Below are 18,842 nucleotides of genomic sequence, written 5' to 3' on the forward strand. Positions count from 1 at the left end.
GATGGGCGGCATGTGCCTTGCATGGGGCCGTGCCGTGTCGGGGCTGTACTGGAGGATGGATCCGATGACGAGGCGACTGCGATGGACGCTGGTGCTGCTGGGCGCCGGCTTGTGCGCGACGGGCTGGGGCCAGCCGGCCGCACCGGTGAAGGTGGGCTTGATCGCTCCGCTGAGCGGCGGTTCCTCGGACCTGGGGCAGAGCATGCGCCATGCCGCCGAGCTGGCGGTCAAGGAGATCAACGCCGTGGGCGGCTACCTGGGCCGTCCGCTGGAATTGGTGGTGCGCGACGACCAGTCCGATCCTCAGCAGGGCCGGCAGGCGGCACAGGAGCTGGTGCATCAGGAGAAGGTGGCCTTCACGCTGGGCTTTTGCGACACCGAGGTAACCATGCAGGTCCTGGAGATCTTCCAGTCGCAGCGCCATGTGCTGATGGTGCCGTGCGACCAGGGCACCGCGGTGATGGCCAGGCCGCCCGCCGGGGGCGGCTACGTCTTCCGTCTGGCGCTGCCCGACGAGTTGACCGCGCGGGTGCTGGTGGGCGAGATCGTCGACCGGCGCAAACTGCGCAAGGTGGCAGTGCTGGCCGACCGCACCGCCCATGGCGACAGCGGCCTGAAGGATTTGGGAGAGGAGCTGGCCCAGCGCGAGCTCAAGCCGGTCTACGTTGCCCGCTTCGACCGCGGGGTGAAATCGCTGGCCGAGGAGATGCGCCAGGCTCGTGCGGCCGGCAGCGAGGCGCTGATCGTCTGGGCGCGCGCGCCGGATCAGGCGACGGCTTTGCGGGCCCGCTCGGAGCTGCGCTGGGCGGTGCCGTACTTCGCGCCGCCCACGCTCGCCTCGCGCAAGGCGCTGGAGGGCGCCGGCGCGGCCGCGCTGGAAGGGGCGGTGATGACCCAGACGGTGCATCTCGATGCCGCCAACGAACGCCGGGCGACCTTCCTCACCAGCTATTTCGCGCACAGCGGCGAAAAGCGCATCGGCTCGCTGACGGTGGCAGCACAGACCTATGACGCGGTCTATCTGCTCATGTCGGGCTTGTTCCAGTCCCGCAGCCCCGAGGGCGGCGAGCCGCTGAAGCGGGCCCTGGAAAACCTGGAAAAACCGCACCGCGGGGTGGTCACCACCTACGAACGCCCCTACACCGCGCGCGATCATGAGGCCTACTCGATCAACATGCTTTGGTTGAGCGTGTGGCGCGGCGGCGAGGTGCAGTTCCTCTATCCCATCGATGCGCAGCGCGCCAGCGTGATCCGACGCAAGGAGTTCTGAGCCGGTCGTCCGGGGCCTAGAATCCGGGCCGCGCTCGGGAATCGCGGGGCGCTGCCTGCCATGGATGCTTCGACCCTCACACCCTCAGTGCCCGTTTCCCAGGACGGTGGTCCGCCCACCGGGGCCACCGATGGGCTGCGCTGCCGGCACGACAGGCCGGCACTGGCCTGGCCGGTGCCCGCCGGCCGGGAGACGGTGCTGGGGGTGATCTGTCATGGTGGGGCGCAGGATGAGCCCCGGGCGGCTCCCGAACCCTTGTGGCCGCCACACCCCGTGGCCGAACGCTGGCAGGTGCGCGGGCCAGTGCGCCAGGGCTGGTGGGGCAGCGTGCGTTATTGCAGCAATGGCGCCTGGGTCTTTGGCACGGCGTGCGCGGACGACCGCGCCCCGGGGGGCATGGAGGCGGCGGCGTGGCGGGCCTATGCCGATCTGTTCACGGTGCTCGAACGCGAGGGGTGTACCCACCTGCAGCGCCTGTGGAACTACCTGCCCGACATCCACGGCCTGGACGACGGCCTGGAGCGCTACCGCCGCTTCAACCTGGGCCGGGCACGCGCTTTCGCCGAGGCCGGGCGCGGCCTGGGGGAAGGCGCGCCGGCCGCGTGCGCGATGGGCACCCGCACGGGAGCGCTGACGGTGCATTTTCTGGCGGGACGGCAGCCGGCGCGCACGATCGAGAACCCGCGCCAGGTCAGCGCCTACCACTACCCCCCGCGTTACGGGCCGTGCAGCCCCACCTTCTCGCGTGCGGCCCTGGCCGATCTGGGCGGGGGCCTGCGTGTGCTGTTCATCTCGGGCACGGCCAGCATCGTCGGTCATGAGTCGGTGCATCTGGGCGACGTGGCCGCCCAGACGGCCGAATGCCTGCGCAACATCGATGCCGTGCTCGGGGCGGCCCGGCAGCACCTGGTCCGCTCCTGGAGCCTGGAGGTGCTGCGCGAGCGGCTGGAATGCACGGTCTATGTCCGCCGGCCGACGGATCTGGACCTCGTGCGTGCCGTCGTGACCGCCCATCTGGGTGCCACCACACCGGCGGCGCAGGCGGCGATCTACCTGCGCGCCGATGTGTGCCGCGCCGAGCTGCTGGTGGAGATCGAAGCTCAAGTGGCGCTGGACGGCTGAGCCCAGGCCTCGGCCAGGAGGGCGGCCTCGCGCAGCGGCCGCAGGCTCATCGCCAGGGCGGCCACCGAAACCGGCAGGGCCACCGCGAAGGTCAGCGCCAACGAGTGGCCGATGCGCTGCTCGTCGGCGAACACGAAATCGGTGCACGCCGCCACGAGGCTCGGGCCCAGCACCGACCCGAGGACGGTGGTGAGCATCAGGCCCAGCGCCGAGACCTGGCCGCGCAGCTCGTTGGGGGTGACGAGCTGGATCGTCGAGGTGCCCAGCGAGACGAAGATGCTCGACAGGAACAGGCCCGGGCCGAAGGCCAGCAGCGAGGCGGTCGGGGTGGGCAGCAGCGGCGTGGCCACCAGGAAGGGCGTGGCCGCCGCCAAGCTCCAGGCCGCGGTGCGCAAGGTCGCATCGCGCTGCCCCAGGCGCAGCAGGAGGCCGGCCCACCAGCCGCCGGCGACGATGCCCAGGGTGCTCAGGCCGAGGATCATGGCCCCCAGCACCGGGCCGATGCGCTCTACCGGCAGGCCGTGCACACGGATGTAGAAGGTCGCCATCCATGCCAGCAGCGCATAGGTGACGCAAAACGCGAGGCTGATGCCAGCCACATACCCCAGCGCCAGCCGTCGCCGTTGCCGCAGGAAATGCACCACGGCCGAGACGGGCAAGGCCCGGCCGTCGGCCACCGTGTGGCGCCGCAGGGGTTCGCGCACGGTGAGCATCAGGGCGGCCACCAGCAGCCCGGGCAGCCCCACGAGCATGAACGCGAGCTGCCAACCCTTGACCGTGCCCAGCAGCGGCAGCACGACGTCTGCGCGGTTGGCCAGGCCGCCCACCAGCCCGCCGATGGCAAAAGCCGCCCCCGAGCCGAAGGCCGTCCCCAGCGTGAACACCGACAAGGCCAGCGGCAGGCGGTGACGCTCGAAATAGTCACTGATGATCGAGTACGCGGCCGGCCCCAGCGTGGCCTCGCCCACGCCAACGCCCGCCCGGGTGAGGAAGAGCTGCCAGTAGTGCTGCGCCAGGCCGGCTGCAGCGGTCATCAGGCTCCAGAAGGTGATGCCCGCGGCCACGATGTTGCGTCGGTTGGCGCGATCGACAAGTCGCCCCAGCGGCAATCCGGCCAGACAGAAGAAAAGCGAAAACGCCAGGCCCTGCAGCAGCGAGATCTGGAAGTCGCTGATGCCCAGGTCGCGCCGGATCGGCTCGACCAGCAGGCCCACGAGCAGCCGGTCGACCAGTGACACCACGGCGGCGAGCATCAGCACGAAGACCACATACCACGGGTAGGTGCCACCGACAGGGCGCGGCAAGGCCTGGGACGAAGCGGCGGCACCCGGGACGGTCATGGAGCGGTGTGGTGGCGGCAAGGATGTTGGCAGCGTAACAGAGCCGGGGAGGGCGCGCGAGAGCTGGCGCCCCGTGGGTCGTCGCAGGGCATTCCCGCCGGCCCGCCGCGGGCGACGACCCTCTGCGCAGGCCCGGAATCGGAGGGCATCATGCATGGGAAGAATGAGACTTAGTCACCCCATGCGCTGGATGGATCCGACACGCTTCCCTACAGTGGCGTTCCAGTGCGGCCCTGCCGGGGCCGATCCCACGATGAAGCCGGCGAGCCAGCCGGCCGGAGACAAGACCCATGGAAGTGTCCTTCAGCAAGGAAGTCCAGGCCCTGCGCCTGGGCGCGGGCGAGACCTTTCACGGCGAGGGCATTCTGGCGATCACGAAGGCCTTGCTGCAGTCGGGCGTGGCCTATGTCGGCGGCTACCAGGGCGCACCGGTGTCGCATCTGCTGGACGTCATGGTCCAGGCCAAGGACTACATGCAGGAGCTGGGCGTGCACGTCGAGGCCTGCTCGAACGAAGCCTCGGCGGCTGCGATGCTGGGCGCTTCCATCCATTACCCGCTGCGCGGGGCGGTCACCTGGAAATCCATCGTCGGCACCAACGTGGCGGCCGATGCGCTGTCGAACCTGGCTTCGCCGGGGGTGAAGGGCGGGGCGCTGATCGTCGTGGGCGAGGACTATGGCGAGGGCGCCAGCGTGATCCAGGAGCGCACGCACGCCTATGCGCTGAAGTCGTCGATGCTGATGCTCGACCCGCGGCCGGAGCTTGCCAACATGGTGCGTTTGGTGGAGGAGGGCTTCGCGCTGTCGGAAGCCTCGAACATGCCGGCCCTGCTGGAACTGCGCATCCGGGCCTGCCATGTGCGCGGCCGCTTCGTCTGCAAGGACAACGTCCCGCCGACGCTGTCGACCCGGCATCTCATCGAAGAGCCGGCCGGCTTCGACTACATGCGCCTGGCGCATCCGCCAGTGACCTTTCGCCACGAGAAGCTCAAGGTGGAGGAGCGCATCCCGGCCGCACGCCGCTACATCGCCGAGCACCGGCTCAATGAGTGGTTCGCCGGGCGGCGCGACGAGGTGGGTCTCATCGTGCAGGGGGGGCTGTACAACTCGTTGATCCGCGCCTTGCAGCAGCTCGGCCTGGCCGACGCCTTCGGCGGCAGTGAACTGCCCATCCTCGCGCTCAATGTCACCTTCCCGCTGGTGCCCGAGGAGATCGCCCGGTTCTGCGCCGGCAAGCGCGCCGTGCTGGTGCTGGAGGAAGGCCAGCCCGAGTACATCGAGCGCGACATCCTCAGCATGCTGCACCGGCGCGACCTCCAGACTCCGCTGCACGGCAAGGACCTGCTGCCGGCCACCGGTGAGTACACGGTGGAGGTGATGGCCACGGGGCTGTCGACATTCGTGTCGAGGTATTTGCCCGACCATGTGCTGGAGGGTGCACGTGCCTGGCTGGAGGGCAACGCCAAGCGCCGCCAGGACGTGGCGCAGCAGCTCGGTGCGCCGCTGCCGGCACGCCCGCCCGGCTTTTGTGTGGGCTGTCCCGAACGGCCGGTGTTCGCCGCGCTCAAGCTCGCTCAGCAGGACGTGGGCCCGGTGCACATCGCCGCGGACATCGGCTGCCATGCGCTGGCCACCTTCGAGCCCTTCTCGTCGGGCCACTCCATCCTGGGCTATGGCATGAGCCTGGCCAGTCGCGCGGGGGTGTCGCCAATGATGCAGCGCCGCGTGCTGTCCATCATGGGCGACGGCGGGTTCTGGCACAACGGTCTGCTCACCGGCGTACAAAGTGCGCTCTTCAACGACGACGACGCGGTGCTCGTCATCATGAAGAACGGCTACACCTCGGCCACCGGCACGCAGGACATCATCTCCACACCCGACGAGGAGGTGAAGGCGAGGGTGCAGGACAAGCAGCAAAGCCTGGTCGACCGCAACACCACCATCGAATCCACGCTCAAGGGGCTGGGGGTGCAGTGGATGCGCACGGTGCACACCTACGACGTGGACGCGATGCGCAAGACGCTGCAGGAGGCCCTCACCACCGACTTCAACGGCCTGAAGGTGATCATTGCCGAAGGCGAATGCCAGCTCGAGCGTCAGCGCCGCATCAAACCCTGGATCGCCTCGCTGCTCAAGGCCGGCCGGCGCGTGGTGCGCGTGAAGTACGGCGTCGATGAGGACGTGTGCTCGGGCGACCACGCCTGCATCCGCCTGTCGGGCTGTCCCACGCTGACGCTCAAGGACAGCCCCGACCCGCTGAAGGTGGACCCCGTGGCGACCGTCATCGACGGCTGCGTGGGCTGCGGCCTGTGCGGTGCCAATGCGCATGCGGCCACGCTGTGCCCGTCGTTCTACCGCGCCGAGGTGGTGCGCAACCCGAAGTGGCACGAGCGGCTGCTTGCGGCCGTGCGTCAGAACGCCCTGCGCTGGCTGCAGCCGGCCTGATGCTTTCCGGCTTTCCGGTTTTCGTTCGACAACACAAAAGGAGACACTGCATGAAGAGCTTCCTCCCCTTGACCGGCCTCACCCGTCGCACACTGGGCGTTGCCCTGCTGGCCCTGGCCGCGGCGGCTCCCGCATGGGCCCAGGACTATCCGACCCAGCCGATCCGGCTGATCGTGAGCTTCCCGCCCGGCGGTGCGGCCGACGTGATCGGCCGCACCATCGCCACCGGCCTGAGCGAGGCCTTCAAGCACAACGTCATCGTCGAGAACCGGCCCGGCGCCAACGGCAACATCGGGGCCGACGCGGTGGCCAAGGCTGCGCCCGACGGCTACACCCTGCTGATGAGCTCGGGCGGCACGATCACGGCCAACCCGTTCCTGTTCAGCAAGATGTCCTTCGACCCCGAGAAGGACCTCACCCCGGTCGCCTCGGCGGCCGTCGTGCGCCCGTACCTGATGGTGCATCCCTCGCTGCCGGTCAACACCGTGCAGGAGTTCATCGCCTATGCCCGTGCCAACCCGGGCAAGCTCAGCTATGGCTCGGCCGGCAACGGCAGCTCGCTGCATCTGGCTGGCGAGATGCTCAAGCGCGACGCAAAGATCGAGGCCACACACGTGCCCTACCGAGGCGCGGCGCCGGCGCTGAACGACCTGCTGGCCGGGCAGGTGCACTTCATGTTCGACTCCGGTCCGGGCCTCAAGCATGCCGAGGCCGGCAAGCTCAAGCTGCTGGCCGTGGGTAGCCCACAGCGCGCCCCGCAGCAGCCCCACACGCCCACGCTGGCCGAATCCGGCCTGGCCGGCTTCGACGCCGACACGGTGTTCGGCATCTACGCCCCGGCCGGCACGCCGCAGGCCATCGTCAACAAGCTCAATGCCGAGATCAACAAAGTGCTGCGCACGCCGCAGGCCGTGGCAGCCATCAACGCCATCGGGGCCGACATCCAGACGATGAGCGTCAAGGAGTTCGCCGATCGCCAGCGCGCCGACCGCGCCCGCCTGGGGGCCTTCATCAAGCAGGCCGGCATCAAGCTCGACTGAACCACCGAAGACCATGTCCTCCACTTCTTGGGCCGACCGTCCCGTCAGCGTCTTGATCTGCGCCCTTGGCGGTGAAGGCGGAGGGGTGCTCTCGCAATGGCTGTTCGAGACGGCGCTGCACTGCGGCCACAGCGCGCAGAGCACCTCCATTCCCGGTGTGGCCCAGCGCACCGGTGCCACCACCTACTACTTGGAGATCCACCCGCGGCCCGATGCCGAGCTGGGCGATCGTCACCCCGTCTTCAGCCTCTATCCGGTGCCTGGAGCGCTGGACCTGCTGGTGTCGTCCGAGCTGCTGGAGACCGTGCGTCAGATCGGCCTGGGGATGGTCAGCCCCGAGCGCACCACGGTGATCAGCTCCTCCAGCCGCACGCTGACCGTGGCCGAGAAGATGCAGCCTGGCGACGGCCGCGCCAGCGGGGAGCAGTTGCTGGCGATGGTGCAGCGCTACAGCCGCGAGGCGCGGGTGTTCGACATGGCGGCGATGGCCCAGCAGACCGGCACCGTGATCAGCGCGGTGCTGCTGGGTGCGGTGGCGGCCAGCGGCGTGCTGCCGTTTGCCCGCGACGCCTACGAGGCGGTGATCCGTGCCTCTGGCAAGGCGGTGGAGGCGAGCCTGAGGGGTTTCGGGCAGGCCTACGACACGGTGGCGGCCGCGCGGGCACGGCAGGCCGTGGTGCTGCAGGCGGCGCAGGCCGCCGCGGCGGGGCTGGCACCCGCGGCGGGGCTGGCACCCGCGCGAGCGGCCCTGCCGGCCGAATTGGCGCTGCGCTTTCCTGCGGCCACCCACGAAGTAGTCGCCGCAGGCCATGCGCGCATGCTCGAGTACCAGGACCGCGCCTACGCGGCGCTCTACATCGAGCGGCTCGACCGGGTGCTGCAGGCCGAGCGCAGCATCGACCCCCAGGGCGCACACGGCTGGGCCGTCACCCGAGAAACGGCACGCTACCTGGCGCTGTGGATGGCCTTCGACGACATCGTGCGCGTGGCCGACCTCAAGTGCCGCGCCAGCCGCTTCGAGCGCGTGCGCCGCGAGGTCAAGGCGACCGAGGGGGAACTGGTCTACCTCTATGACCACTTCAAGCCCGGCGTGCCCGAACTCGCCGCCTTGCTGCCCGAAGGCCTGGCCCGACCCCTGCTGCAATGGGACCGGCGCCGCATCGCCGCCGGCAAGGAGCCTCTGGCCTTGCCCCTGAAGATCGGTACCCACACCCTCGGCGGCTTCCTGGCCCTGCGGGTGCTGGCCAGCCTGAAGGGGCTGCGCCGCCGTGGCAGCCGGTTCGCGCTGGAGCAGTCCCTGATCGAGCGCTGGCTGGCCGGCGTGGAGCAGGGCACGCGCACGCTGTGGCAGCTTGGCTACGAAATCGCCGAATGCGGCCGGCTCATCAAGGGCTATGGTTCGACCAATGAGCGCGGCAAAGACAACCTGCTGCACGTGCTCGATCACCTGGCGACGGCGGCGTCGTTCGAGACCCCCGAGCAGCGCGCAGCGGCCATCGGCGCGGCGCGCGCGGCCGCTCTGGCCGACGATGCCGGCAAGGCGCTCGACCAGGCCCTGGTCCAGCATGGCGCGCCGCCCCGTCCGGTGAAGGCCCAGCCCATCCGGTGGTACAAACGGCGCCCTGCATCCTGAGTTCCTGTCCGCCATGAGCCGCATCCATCACCTGCCCGTCCATGTCGAGTTCGGCGACTGCGACCCGGCCGGCATCGTCTGGTTTCCCAACTTCTTCCGCTGGTTCGACGCCGGTTCGCGGCGCTTCTTCATCGCCTGCGGCGTGCCGCCCTGGAAGGAGCTGGAAAAGACCACCGGCATCTTGGGCACGCCGCTGGTGGACACCCAGGCGCGCTTCGTGCGCCCGGCCAGCTACGGCGACGAGATCATCGTGGAGACCCACATCCCCGAATGGCGCGCCAAGAGCTTCGTGATGAAGCATCGCATCCTGCGCGGCGCCGAGCTGCTGTGCGAATGCACCGAAGTGCGCGTGTTTGCACAGCGCACCGGCGAGGACCCGCACGCCATCCGCGCCGTGCCCATCCCGGAAGACATTCGCGCCCTGTGTGGCTGATCCCCGGCCGATCGCTCAGGCGGCCGCAGCGGCCACCGCGGCGTGCAGGTCGGGCACGAGGTTGTGCGCGCCCAGGTGGGCGGCAAAGCCCGAGCGCTCCATCAAGCTGCGCGGCTGCTCGTTCAGGTCGCACAGCACCAGACGGATGCCCCGGCGCTGCAGGCTGCGGTGCAACTGCTCCAGCGCGTCCAGGCCGGTGGTGTCGATGGAGATCAGGCGGTGCATCTCCAGCACCAGCACCCGGATGCCCGGGCGCAGGCGCTGCGTGATGGCTTCCACCTTGGCCACGGCCCCGAAGAACAGGGCGCCATAAAGCTTCATCGCCTGCACCGTGTCGGGCACGCCCGCCGGCAGGGGCAGCGGCTCGATGCGAAACAGCGTGCTCATGCGGTAGATGAAGAACACGCAGGCCATCACCAGGCCGACCTCCACCGCCACGGTGAGGTCGAACACCACGGTGAGCACGAAGGTGCCCACCAGCAACACTCGATAGGGCACCGAGAACTGGCGCAAGCGCACGAACTCGCGCCATTCGCCCATGTTCCAGGCCACGAAGAGCAGGATGCCGGCCAAAGCCGCCAGCGGCACCTGCGAGGCCAGCGGTGCGGCTACCAGCACCACGACCAGCAGCGTGAGCGCATGCACCATGCCCGCCACCGGGCTGGTGGCGCCCGAGCGGGCGTTGGTGACCGTGCGTGCAATCGTGCCCGTGGCCGGGATGCCGCCGAAGAAGGGCACGACCATGTTGGCCACGCCCTGGCCCATCAGTTCCTGGTTGGGGTCGTGGCGAGGGCGTTCGCTCAGGTTGTCGGCCACCCGCGCGCACAGCAGCGACTCGATGGCGCCCAGCATCGCAATCGTGAGCGTGGGGATGAAGAGCTGGCGGATGCCGTCCCACGAAAAGGCCGGCCACTGCAAGGTGGGCAGGGCCTGGGGAATGCCGCCGAAGCGCGAGCCGATGGTCTCCACCGGCAGAGCAAACAGGGCGGTGAGCGCGGTGGCCAGGCCCAGCGCGACGATGGTGCCTGGCAGGCGGGCCACCACCTTCAGAGCGCGCTGCGCAGGCGAGCGGGCGATGGCCGGCAGCGCATAGAGCTTGGGCCAGAGGATGACGATGGCCAGACAGGCCAGGCCCAGGCCCAGCGCCATCGGGTTGAAACCGTGCAGGTGGCGGCCCAGCGTCGCGAGCTGGCCGAAGAAGTCGGCCGGCAGCGCATCGATCGACAGGCCCAGCAGGTCCTTCACCTGAGACAGCGCGATCAGCACCGCGATGCCGTTGGTGAAGCCGATCACGATGGTGATCGGGATGTAACGCACCAGGACCCCGAGCTTGAACAGGCCCATCAGGAACAACAGGCCACCGGCCAACACGGTGGCAACGAGCAGGTTGCCCAGGCCGTAGCGCTGCACGATGCCGTAGACGATGACGATGAAGGCACCGGCCGGCCCGCCAATCTGTACGCTGGAGCCCCCCAGCGCCGAGATGAGAAAGCCAGCGATGATCGCGGTGACGAGGCCCTGCTCGGGCTTGACGCCCGAGGCGATGGCAAAGGCCATGGCCAGCGGCAACGCCACCACACCCACGGTGAAACCGGCAGAGAGGTCGCGTACGAAGCGTTGGCGGTCGTAGTCCCGCAGATCGTCGAGGAGGCGAGGGCGGAAGGAGGCGAGTTCGAGTCCGACGGGAAGCCGTATGCCCATGGTGTGCTTTGTGGGTTCTAGCGTGTCCTGGCCCTTCGAAGGCGGCATCTTCGAACCTTCAGGCAGGCCCGGTCAAGCATGCTTGAGCATGGTGCTCCACCTTGTCTGCCGGCTGAGGTAGGCTCGCCGCTGCCGACCCTGCCGATGGAGACCGCCGATGACCGCCCCCGCCCGCCTGGACGACCCCCGTGCCTTGCTGCGCCACCTGCTCGATGCGGCCATCGCACGCGCGCAACCGGACCGATGCCTGGCCGGCCGTCTGCCGCCGCCTCCACGTGGGCGCACCCTGGTGCTGGGCGCCGGCAAGGCCGGCGGGGCAATGGCCGCGGCCGTCGATGCCCTGTGGCCGAAAGACGCACCGCTGAGCGGCCTGGTCGTGACGCGCTACGGCCATGTGCCCCCGGCCTACCGGGCTGCGCCGGGTCGTATCGAGGTGGTCGAGGCGGCCCACCCGGTGCCCGATGCGGCGGGCCAGGCGGCCGCGCAGCGCATGATGACGCTCACCCGCGGCCTTACGAGGGACGACCTCGTGTTGTGCCTCCTCTCTGGCGGCGGCTCGGCGCTGCTCAGCGCCCCTGCGCCGGGCGTGACGCTGGCCGACAAGCAGGCCCTCAACCGCGCGCTGCTCGACAGCGGCGCCTCGATCAGCGAGATGAACTGCGTGCGCAAGCACCTCTCGGCCTTGAAAGGCGGACGGCTGGCGGCGCTGTGTGCGCCGGCGCGGGTAGTCACACTCGTGATCTCCGACGTGCCCGGCGACGATCCCAGCGTGATCGCCAGCGGTCCCACCGTGCCCGATGCCACGACCTGCGCCGACGCTCTGGCCATCGTGCGCCGCTACCGCCTGACGCTGCCGGCGGACATTGAAGCCGCCTGGGCGCGCGGCGAGCTGGAAACGCCCAAGCCGGGCGATCCCGTCTTCGACGGCCACGAAGTGCACCTGATTGCCACGCCGCAGCAGGCCTTGGAGGCCGCGGCCGAGGCCGCAGCGGCCCTGGGTGTGGCGGCGCACATCCTGAGCGACGAGATCGAGGGGGAATCGCGCGTGGTGGGACAGGTGCATGCCGCCCTGGCCCGCCAGGTGGCCCGGCGCAGCCAGCCCTTTGCGCGGCCCTGTGTGCTCCTGTCCGGCGGCGAGACGACGGTGACCGTGCGAACCCCCGGCGGGCGCGGCGGCCGCGCCACCGAGTTCCTGCTGGGTGCGGCGCTGGCGTTGCAGGGGCAACCCGGTGTGCATGTGCTGGCCGCCGACACCGACGGCATCGACGGCGTGGAGGACAACGCTGGCGCCCTCGTCACGCCCGACACCCTGGCGCGCGGCGAAGCCCTGGGTCTGCAGGCCCAGGACGCGCTCGACCGTCACGACGCCTACCGCTATTTCGAGGCGCTGGGCGATCTCGTGGTCACCGGGCCCACTTATACCAACGTCAACGACTTCCGGGCGATCTGGATCGGGTGAGCACCGGGGCTTGAACTTTTCCGGGGCAGGCCCATCTGAAGCGGCGAATCGTTCCGTCACGGTTTCCTGAGCTGTCCTTCATCACCATGAACCCGACACTCATGCCACCGCTGCCGCGGCGCTGCTGCGCCCTGTCCGATGCCCTGCGCGCCGGGCCGCCCTGAGGCCGCGGGGCCGGGCCGTTGCGCCTGAGGGGCCGCGTGCACGGCCCATGTGCGCCCGTCGGGCGCCGCGTTTCCATCCGTCTCTCAGCCCGCCGGGGGCGTCATGCAGCCCGGCGCGGCCGTGTTCGTCCCGAGGAGGAGTCTCCCATCATGATCCAGGTGGAACACCTGACGCGCCGCTATGGCGCCCTGACCGCCGTGGACGATGTCAGCTTCGACATCGCGCGCGGCGAGGTGGTGGGCCTGCTGGGCCACAACGGCGCCGGCAAGACCACCATCATGAAGATGATCACCGGCTACCTCGAGCCCACGTCGGGCTCGGTGCGCGTGGACGGCCTGGAGGTGAGCCGCCACCGGCGCGCGGTGCAGGCGCGCATCGGCTACCTCCCCGAGAACTGCCCGGTCTGGCCCGAGATGACGGTGATCGACTACCTGGACTTCCAGGCCGCCTTGCACGGTGTGGCGGCCGCCCGGCGCGACCGGGCCGTGGCCCGTGCGATCGCACGCACGGCGCTGAAGGACAAGGCCACTGCCGCGATCCACACGCTCTCGCGCGGCTACCGGCAGCGCGTGGGTGTGGCCCAGGCCCTGCTGCACGAGCCCGACATCCTCATCCTCGACGAGCCCACCAACGGCCTGGACCCGACCCAGATCCTGCAGATGCGCGAGCTCATCGGCGAGCTGGCACGCCAGGCCACGGTGATCGTCTCCACCCACATCCTGCAGGAGGTGCAGGCCAGCTGCGAACGGGTGCTGATCTTGCGGGCAGGCCGGCTGGTGCTCGATGCCCGGATCGACGCGCTGCAGCGCGGCGCAGGCCTGCTCGTGCAGGCCGAAGGCGATGTGGCCGGCGCCTTGCGCGAGGTGCCGGCCGTGCAAGGGGTGAGGGTCGAGGCCGACGCAGCGTCGCCGCGGTCTTGGTGCGTGGACGCACCGATCGATGCCGCCCCGGCCGTGGCCGAGGCGCTGGCACGCGCCGGTGTGCGCCTGCACGCCCTGCAGCCGCGCCGGCGTGACCTGGAGACCGTGTTCGCCGAGGTGAACGGCCTGGCCTGCCCGAGCGCCCCGGAGGTGACCCATGCGTGAAGCCTTGCAGGAAGTCGGGCGCATCGCCCGCAAGGAGTTCCGCGGGCATTTCGCCAGCCCGGCGGCCTATCTCTTCATCGCGGCCTTCCTGGCGGCGACGCTGTTCGTCGTTTTCTGGGTCGAGGCCTATTTCGCGCGCAACATCGCCGACCTGCGGCCGCTGTTTCGCTGGATGCCGCTGTTGCTGATCTTCCTCGTCGCGGCCCTGACGATGCGAAGCTGGTCCGAGGAACGCCGTGCCGGCACGCTGGAGAGCCTGCTGACCGCGCCGGTGCGGCCAGCCAGCCTGGTGCTGGGCAAATTTCTCGCCACCTGGGCGCTGGTGGCCCTGGCCCTGGCGCTGACCTGGCCGGTGGTGTTCACCGCCGCCTGGCTTGGGCCGCTGGACCCGGGCCCCGTGGTGGGCGGCTATGTGGCCACGCTCTTGCTGGCTGCTGCCTATGTGGCGATTGGCCAGACCCTGAGTGCGCGCACCGACAACCCCGTCGTCGCGCTCATCCTGACGGCCGCGGTGTGCGGGCTGTTCTACCTGGTGGGTGCCGACTTCTTCACCGCGCTGTTCGGCCATGGCGTGGCCGGCGTGCTGGCGCTGCTGGGCAGCGGCTCGCGTTTCGAGTCCATCACCCGTGGCGTGCTTGACCTGCGCGACCTGTACTACTACGTCTCCATTGTCGGCGTCTTCCTGCTGCTCAACCTCTATGGCCTGGAACGCCTGCGCTGGGTCGGCAACCCCTGGCAGCCGGCGCATCGCCGCTGGGCCTGGGCCCTGGGCCTGGGCGTGGCCAACCTCGTGGCCGCACACCTGTGGCTCGCGCCGCTGTCGCTGGCGCGGCTCGACCTCACCGAGGGCCGCCAGTACAGCCTGTCAGAGGCCACGCGGGCCCAGCTCGCGGCGCTGGAGGAGCCGCTGCTCATTCGTGGCTATTTTTCGTCGCGCACCCATCCGCTGCTGGCCCCGCTGGTGCCGCGCATGAAGGACGTGCTCGAGGAATATGCCGCGGCCGCCGGCGGGCGTGCCCGCGTCGAGTTCGTCGATCCGCAGCGCGACCGCCAGGCCGAGGAGGAAGCGGCCTCGCGTTACGGCATCCGGCCCGTGCCCTTCCAGATCGCCAGCCGCCACCAGGCCGCGGTGGTCAGCTCCTACTTCGACGTCGTCGTGGCCTATGGCGACCAGCACGAGACCCTGGGGTATCGCGAGCTTATCGAGGTGAAGGCCCGTGGCGAAGGCGAACTCGACGTCGTGCTGCGCGACCCCGAATACGCGCTGACGCGCGCCATCCGCAAGGTGGTGCAGGCCTACGAGGCCGCTGGCAACCCCTTGGAGCGGTTGGAGCAGCCGGTGCGTCTGGCTGCCTACGTCTCGCCCGACGAGCGTCTGCCTGAGCCGCTGCGCGAGCTGCGTGGCCATCTGGTGGCCCTTGGGGATTCGCTGCGCGAGCGCTCGCAAGGCAAGTTCGAGCTGCACTTTGCCGACCCTGACGCCGACGGCGGCACCCTCGCGCGCGAGCTGCAGCAGCGCTACGGTTTTGGCCCGCAGGTGGCCAGCCTGGTCGACCCCAAGCCCTTCTGGTTCTACATGGTGCTCGAAGGTGGCGAGGGACAGGCCGTGCAGGTGCCGCTGCCCGAACCGCTGGAGCGCGAGGCCCTGCAGCGCAACCTCGATGCCGCCTTGCAGCGCCTGGCGCCGGGGTTCCTGCGCACGGTCGCGGTGTGGCGCCCGCAAAGCCACGGCAGCCCAAGCTTCGGCCGGCTCACCGACATGCTGGGCGAGGGCGCGCGCGTGCTCGACACCGATCTGAGCGACGGCCGCGTGAGCGCGCAGGCCGACCTGCTGCTCGTGCTCAGCCCCGAGAACCTCAACGACAAGCAGCGCTTCGCGATCGACCAGTTCCTGATGCGCGGCGGCAGCGTCGTGCTGGCCACCTCGCCCTTCCAGGTCGAGGTGGGCGGCAGTCTCACGGCGCGGCGGCAGACGTCCGGCCTGGAAGACTGGCTGGCGCACCATGGGCTGCGCATCGGCGCACAGATGGTGCTTGACGAACGCAACGCCGCGCTGCCCGTGCCGGTGGAGCGCAGCCTCGGCGGCCTGACCGTGCGCGAGATCCGCATGCTGCCCTATCCGCACTTTCCGGACCTGCGCGGCGAGGGCCTGGACGCGCAGCACCCCATCACCGCCTCGCTGCGCCAGCTCACCCTCAACTGGGCTTCGCCCATCGATGTGGACGAGGCCCGGCAATCCGGCCGGCAGGTGGCCCGGCTGCTGCGCAGCTCCAACGCGAGCTGGGTGTCCGACAGCCTCGACGTGCTGCCCGACTACCGCAGCCACCCCGAGACCGGCTTTGCCGTGCAGGGCGAGCGCGGCCCGCGGCTCCTGGCCGTGGCCCTGGAGGGCCGCTTCGAGTCTTACTACCGCGGCAAGGACTCCCCGCTGGCCGAGGACGGGGCCTCCCGGGCGCTTGGCGTGATCGAGCACTCCCCGGCCTCGGCGCGGCTGGTGGTCGTGGCCAGCAATGCCTTCGGCTCGGACGCCGCGATCGACCTGGCCTCGCAGGGCCTGAACACCCTGTACCTGCAGCCCGTGGCCTTCGTTCAGAACGTCATCGACTGGGCGCTGGAGGACCGCGCGCTGCTGGCCCTGCGCGGGCGCAGTCAATGGGCGCGCACGCTCGACCCGCTGCCCGAGGGCCATGCGGCACGCTGGGAGGCGGCCAACTATGGGCTGGCTGCGCTGGGCCTGGCCGCGGTCGTGCTGTGGCGCCATCTCGTCGCGCGCGCCGACCGGCGCCGCCATCAACGTGTGCTTGCGGAGGTCTGAACGATGATCCCACCACGCACCTTGTGGATCCTGGCGGGGCTGCTGGGCGTGCAACTGCTGCTGGCGCTGGCGCTGGGCCTGCCAGGGCGCAGCGATGCGCTGCGGGCTGCCGCCCGCGAGCCCCTGCTGGCCTTGTCGGCCGACCAGGTGGACCGCCTTGTGATCGAGGCCCGGGGCCCCGGCGAGCGCATCGAACTGCGGCGCGAAGGCGAGCGCTGGCTGCTCACCGGCGGGGCCGCGCCCTTCCCGGCTGCCACGGGCGAGGTGCAGCGGCTGCTGGAGCGGCTGCTGGCGCTGCGCCAGGGCGTGCCCGTGGCCACCCGGGCGCAGGCCCATGAACGTTTTGGGCTCACCGACGACCGTTACGAGCGCCGCATCGTGCTGGCCCGCGGGGACCAGACGCTGGCCACGCTGGTGCTGGGCAGCTCGCCGGCGCTGCGCCAGTCGCATGCGCGTGTGGCGGGGCGTGACACCGTGCACGTGGTCGATCTGCCGGCTTACGAGGTGTCGGTGCGTGCCGATGACTGGCGCGATCTCGGCTGGCTGGCCGTGGCGCGCCCGCAGCTCGAGCGGATCGATGTGGCCGGTGTGGTCCTGCGTCCGGCCGCCGATGATGGCTCCGGCGAAGGCCGGGAAGAGTCCCGCTGGCAGGCCGAGGGCCTGCCCGAGGGGCGGCGCCTGGATCCGCAGGCGGCCGAGCGTCTGGCCGGCTTGCTGGCCACCTTGCGCGTGAGCCGCGTACTGGCGCATGACGACCTGCCGGCCCAGGCCTGGCAGGCGCCGCAGGCGCGTTGGCGCGTGGTGCGCCAAGGCGAATCCTCGCCGGTGGAGTATGTTCTGGCGCGCGGGGCCGCGGACGATGCCTACCGACTGAAGGTGTCCGGCCGTCCCGAGGTCTTCGAGCTGCCGGCCGCCACCGCCACGCAGTGGATCGAGGCCACCCGCCTGGACCGCCTGGCGCCGGCCGGCGGTTGACCCTGTGGCCCACGGACCGGCCTCACAGGCCGCGTCCGCCCGAGGGCCGCAGCAGCACCAGCAGGGCTCCTGCGCCCCCGTCCGGGGCCCGTGCCTGGGTGAAGGCGATCACCTCGTTCTTCTGCACCAGCCAGGTCTTCACCTTGGCCTTGAGCACCGGCTCGCGCCCTGGCGAGCCGTTGCCCTTGCCATGCACCACCCGCACGCAGCGCAAGCCCTGCCTGACCGCCTCGCGCAGGAAGGTGGCCAGCTGCTCGCGCGCCTCGTCGCGGCGCAGGCCGTGCAGGTCGATCTGCGCCTGGATCACCCAGTCGCCGCGGCGCAGGCGGCGCACCACCTCCGGCCCCACGCCAGGGCGGCGGAACGACAGCGCCTCGTCGGTGTCCAGCAGGGTCTCGACGTCGAACTCGTCGGAAATCGCCTCGCGCAGCACCGATTGCTCATCCAGGACACGCTGCCGCGGCCGCGGATCGGGCCGTGGACGTTGCACCGCGGCCAAGCCGCGATCTTTCAATCCATGCACCGGCCCCACGCTGCGGGCGAACAGCTCGCGTTCGTGCTGCTGGCGCGCTTCGTGTTCGCGCCGCATCGCCTCACGCTGGGCCGCTTCACGAGCCCGAGCCTGCAAAACCTGTTTGATCGCGGCCAAATCGGCCAGGCTCTTGGCTTTCATCTACAGCAAGCCCCGCTCGGCAAACGACACCACCTGCTCGCGTGCCACCACGAAGTGATCGAGCACCCGCACATCCACCAGCCCGAGCGCCGACTGCAGCGTGCGCGTCAGGGATTCATCGGCCTTGGACGGCTCGGCCACACCGGAGGGGTGATTGTGCGCCAGCAGCACGGCCGCGGCATTCAGCGCCAGGGCCCGCTTGACCACCTCGCGCGGGTAGACGCTGGTCTGCGTGAGCGTGCCGCGGAAAAGCTCTTCCATCGCCAACAGCCGGTGCTGGGCATCGAGGAAGAGCACCGCAAACACCTCGTGGGGCAGGGCGGCCAGCTTCAGGCGCAGGTAGTCCTTCACCTGAGTGGGGGATTCGAACACCGGCCGGGCCTGCAGCGCCTGGGCCAGGGCGCGACGGGCCAGCTCCAGCACGGCCACGAGCTCGGCCCGCTTGGCCGGGCCCAGGCCCTTGACGCGCCGGAGCTCATCGGCCCCCGCATGCAACAGCCCGGCCACGCCGCCGAAGCCTTGCAGTAGCTGCTGGGCCAGTTGCAGCACGGGCGTGCCCTTCAGGCCGGTGCGCAGCAGCAGGGCCAGCAGTTCGGCGTCGGCGAGGGCGGCAGGGCCCAGAGCGAGCAATTTTTCACGCGGGCGGGCGTCGGCGGGCAGGTCCTTGATCGACATGGGACATCCGGG

The 18,842-nt window shown here is 70.3% G+C and carries 14 protein-coding genes; 10 read left to right on the forward strand and 4 right to left on the reverse strand.

The window, feature by feature from the left end:
* Window positions 1-64: 64 nt before the first annotated feature.
* Complete coding sequence (locus AC1ECW_RS14975) at window positions 65-1,270, forward strand: ABC transporter substrate-binding protein (protein WP_481202149.1); 1,206 nt, start codon at window positions 65-67, stop codon at window positions 1,268-1,270.
* A gap of 60 nt (window positions 1,271-1,330) precedes the next feature.
* Window positions 1,331-2,392 carry a chorismate transformation FkbO/Hyg5 family protein gene (locus tag AC1ECW_RS14980; protein ID WP_481202150.1) on the forward strand — a complete coding sequence of 354 codons (1,062 nt, stop codon included), beginning with the start codon at window positions 1,331-1,333 and terminating at the stop codon, window positions 2,390-2,392.
* Here the strand turns inward: AC1ECW_RS14980 and AC1ECW_RS14985 are convergent.
* Entirely contained in the window at window positions 2,371-3,732 is a 1,362-nt protein-coding gene (locus AC1ECW_RS14985; protein ID WP_409704352.1) for an MFS transporter, read from the reverse strand. The two genes, AC1ECW_RS14980 and AC1ECW_RS14985, sit on opposite strands and share 22 nt — an antisense overlap.
* A 290-nt stretch (window positions 3,733-4,022) precedes the next feature.
* Here AC1ECW_RS14985 and AC1ECW_RS14990 point away from each other — a divergent pair, with 290 nt between their 5' ends.
* From AC1ECW_RS14990 to AC1ECW_RS15005, 4 genes are read left to right on the forward strand one after another with little or no spacing between them, the layout of a single operon-like run.
* Window positions 4,023-6,176, forward strand: coding sequence for a thiamine pyrophosphate-dependent enzyme (locus AC1ECW_RS14990; protein ID WP_409704354.1), 2,154 nt, complete (start codon window positions 4,023-4,025; stop codon window positions 6,174-6,176).
* A gap of 50 nt (window positions 6,177-6,226) precedes the next feature.
* Window positions 6,227-7,216 (forward strand): Bug family tripartite tricarboxylate transporter substrate binding protein, encoded by a 990-nt coding sequence (locus AC1ECW_RS14995; RefSeq protein ID WP_481202151.1) that lies wholly within the window; start codon window positions 6,227-6,229, stop codon window positions 7,214-7,216.
* A 13-nt stretch (window positions 7,217-7,229) separates the two neighbouring features.
* The gene (locus tag AC1ECW_RS15000) at window positions 7,230-8,849 is read left to right on the forward strand and encodes an indolepyruvate oxidoreductase subunit beta family protein (protein ID WP_481202152.1); all 1,620 of its coding nucleotides are present in this window, start codon (window positions 7,230-7,232) and stop codon (window positions 8,847-8,849) included.
* Between the two features lie 13 nt (window positions 8,850-8,862).
* Complete coding sequence (locus AC1ECW_RS15005; protein WP_409710030.1) at window positions 8,863-9,282, forward strand: acyl-CoA thioesterase; 420 nt, start codon at window positions 8,863-8,865, stop codon at window positions 9,280-9,282.
* Window positions 9,283-9,297: 15 nt separating this feature from the next.
* On the opposite strand, the gene AC1ECW_RS15010 is transcribed toward AC1ECW_RS15005, so the two are convergent.
* The gene (locus tag AC1ECW_RS15010; RefSeq protein WP_409710033.1) at window positions 9,298-10,983 is read right to left on the reverse strand and encodes a SulP family inorganic anion transporter; all 1,686 of its coding nucleotides are present in this window, start codon (window positions 10,981-10,983) and stop codon (window positions 9,298-9,300) included.
* 157 nt (window positions 10,984-11,140) lie between these two features.
* Here AC1ECW_RS15010 and AC1ECW_RS15015 point away from each other — a divergent pair, with 157 nt between their 5' ends.
* The 4 genes from AC1ECW_RS15015 to AC1ECW_RS15030 all read left to right on the forward strand — a co-directional run bounded on the left by AC1ECW_RS15015 (window position 11,141) and on the right by AC1ECW_RS15030 (window position 17,482).
* Window positions 11,141-12,442, forward strand: a complete 1,302-nt coding sequence (locus tag AC1ECW_RS15015) for a glycerate kinase type-2 family protein (protein ID WP_481202153.1) — start codon at window positions 11,141-11,143, stop codon at window positions 12,440-12,442.
* Window positions 12,443-12,756: 314 nt separating this feature from the next.
* Window positions 12,757-13,692 (forward strand): ABC transporter ATP-binding protein, encoded by a 936-nt coding sequence (locus AC1ECW_RS15020; protein ID WP_481202154.1) that lies wholly within the window; start codon window positions 12,757-12,759, stop codon window positions 13,690-13,692.
* Window positions 13,685-16,507: a Gldg family protein gene (locus tag AC1ECW_RS15025; protein ID WP_481202155.1), complete on the forward strand. Its 2,823-nt coding sequence runs from the start codon at window positions 13,685-13,687 to the stop codon at window positions 16,505-16,507. Before AC1ECW_RS15020 ends, AC1ECW_RS15025 begins: the two co-directional genes overlap by 8 nt.
* 3 nt (window positions 16,508-16,510) lie before the next feature.
* The gene (locus AC1ECW_RS15030; protein WP_481202156.1) at window positions 16,511-17,482 is read left to right on the forward strand and encodes a DUF4340 domain-containing protein; all 972 of its coding nucleotides are present in this window, start codon (window positions 16,511-16,513) and stop codon (window positions 17,480-17,482) included.
* Window positions 17,483-17,504: 22 nt separating this feature from the next.
* Here AC1ECW_RS15030 and AC1ECW_RS15035 read toward each other — a convergent pair whose 3' ends face one another.
* Both AC1ECW_RS15035 and radC read right to left on the reverse strand, forming a co-directional pair.
* Complete coding sequence (locus AC1ECW_RS15035; RefSeq protein WP_481202157.1) at window positions 17,505-18,155, reverse strand: Smr/MutS family protein; 651 nt, start codon at window positions 18,153-18,155, stop codon at window positions 17,505-17,507.
* Complete coding sequence (gene radC, locus AC1ECW_RS15040) at window positions 18,156-18,830, reverse strand: RadC family protein (RefSeq protein ID WP_481202158.1); 675 nt, start codon at window positions 18,828-18,830, stop codon at window positions 18,156-18,158. It abuts the gene before it with no gap.
* Window positions 18,831-18,842 lie beyond the last annotated feature (12 nt).

The sequence above is a fragment of the Caldimonas hydrothermalis genome (genome assembly GCF_056746695.1).

Coding starts and splice junctions, on each gene's coding strand:
- AC1ECW_RS14990 (WP_409704354.1), top strand. CDS start 4,023: ATGGAAGTGTCCTTCAGCAAGGAAGTCCAGGCCCTGCGCCTGGGCGCG.
- AC1ECW_RS14985 (WP_409704352.1), bottom strand. CDS start 3,732: ATGACCGTCCCGGGTGCCGCCGCTTCGTCCCAGGCCTTGCCGCGCCCT.
- AC1ECW_RS15030 (WP_481202156.1), top strand. CDS start 16,511: ATGATCCCACCACGCACCTTGTGGATCCTGGCGGGGCTGCTGGGCGTG.
- AC1ECW_RS15025 (WP_481202155.1), top strand. CDS start 13,685: ATGCGTGAAGCCTTGCAGGAAGTCGGGCGCATCGCCCGCAAGGAGTTC.
- AC1ECW_RS15035 (WP_481202157.1), bottom strand. CDS start 18,155: ATGAAAGCCAAGAGCCTGGCCGATTTGGCCGCGATCAAACAGGTTTTG.
- AC1ECW_RS15015 (WP_481202153.1), top strand. CDS start 11,141: ATGACCGCCCCCGCCCGCCTGGACGACCCCCGTGCCTTGCTGCGCCAC.
- AC1ECW_RS14975 (WP_481202149.1), top strand. CDS start 65: ATGACGAGGCGACTGCGATGGACGCTGGTGCTGCTGGGCGCCGGCTTG.
- AC1ECW_RS14995 (WP_481202151.1), top strand. CDS start 6,227: ATGAAGAGCTTCCTCCCCTTGACCGGCCTCACCCGTCGCACACTGGGC.
- AC1ECW_RS14980 (WP_481202150.1), top strand. CDS start 1,331: ATGGATGCTTCGACCCTCACACCCTCAGTGCCCGTTTCCCAGGACGGT.
- radC (WP_481202158.1), bottom strand. CDS start 18,830: ATGTCGATCAAGGACCTGCCCGCCGACGCCCGCCCGCGTGAAAAATTG.
- AC1ECW_RS15000 (WP_481202152.1), top strand. CDS start 7,230: ATGTCCTCCACTTCTTGGGCCGACCGTCCCGTCAGCGTCTTGATCTGC.
- AC1ECW_RS15005 (WP_409710030.1), top strand. CDS start 8,863: ATGAGCCGCATCCATCACCTGCCCGTCCATGTCGAGTTCGGCGACTGC.
- AC1ECW_RS15010 (WP_409710033.1), bottom strand. CDS start 10,983: ATGGGCATACGGCTTCCCGTCGGACTCGAACTCGCCTCCTTCCGCCCT.
- AC1ECW_RS15020 (WP_481202154.1), top strand. CDS start 12,757: ATGATCCAGGTGGAACACCTGACGCGCCGCTATGGCGCCCTGACCGCC.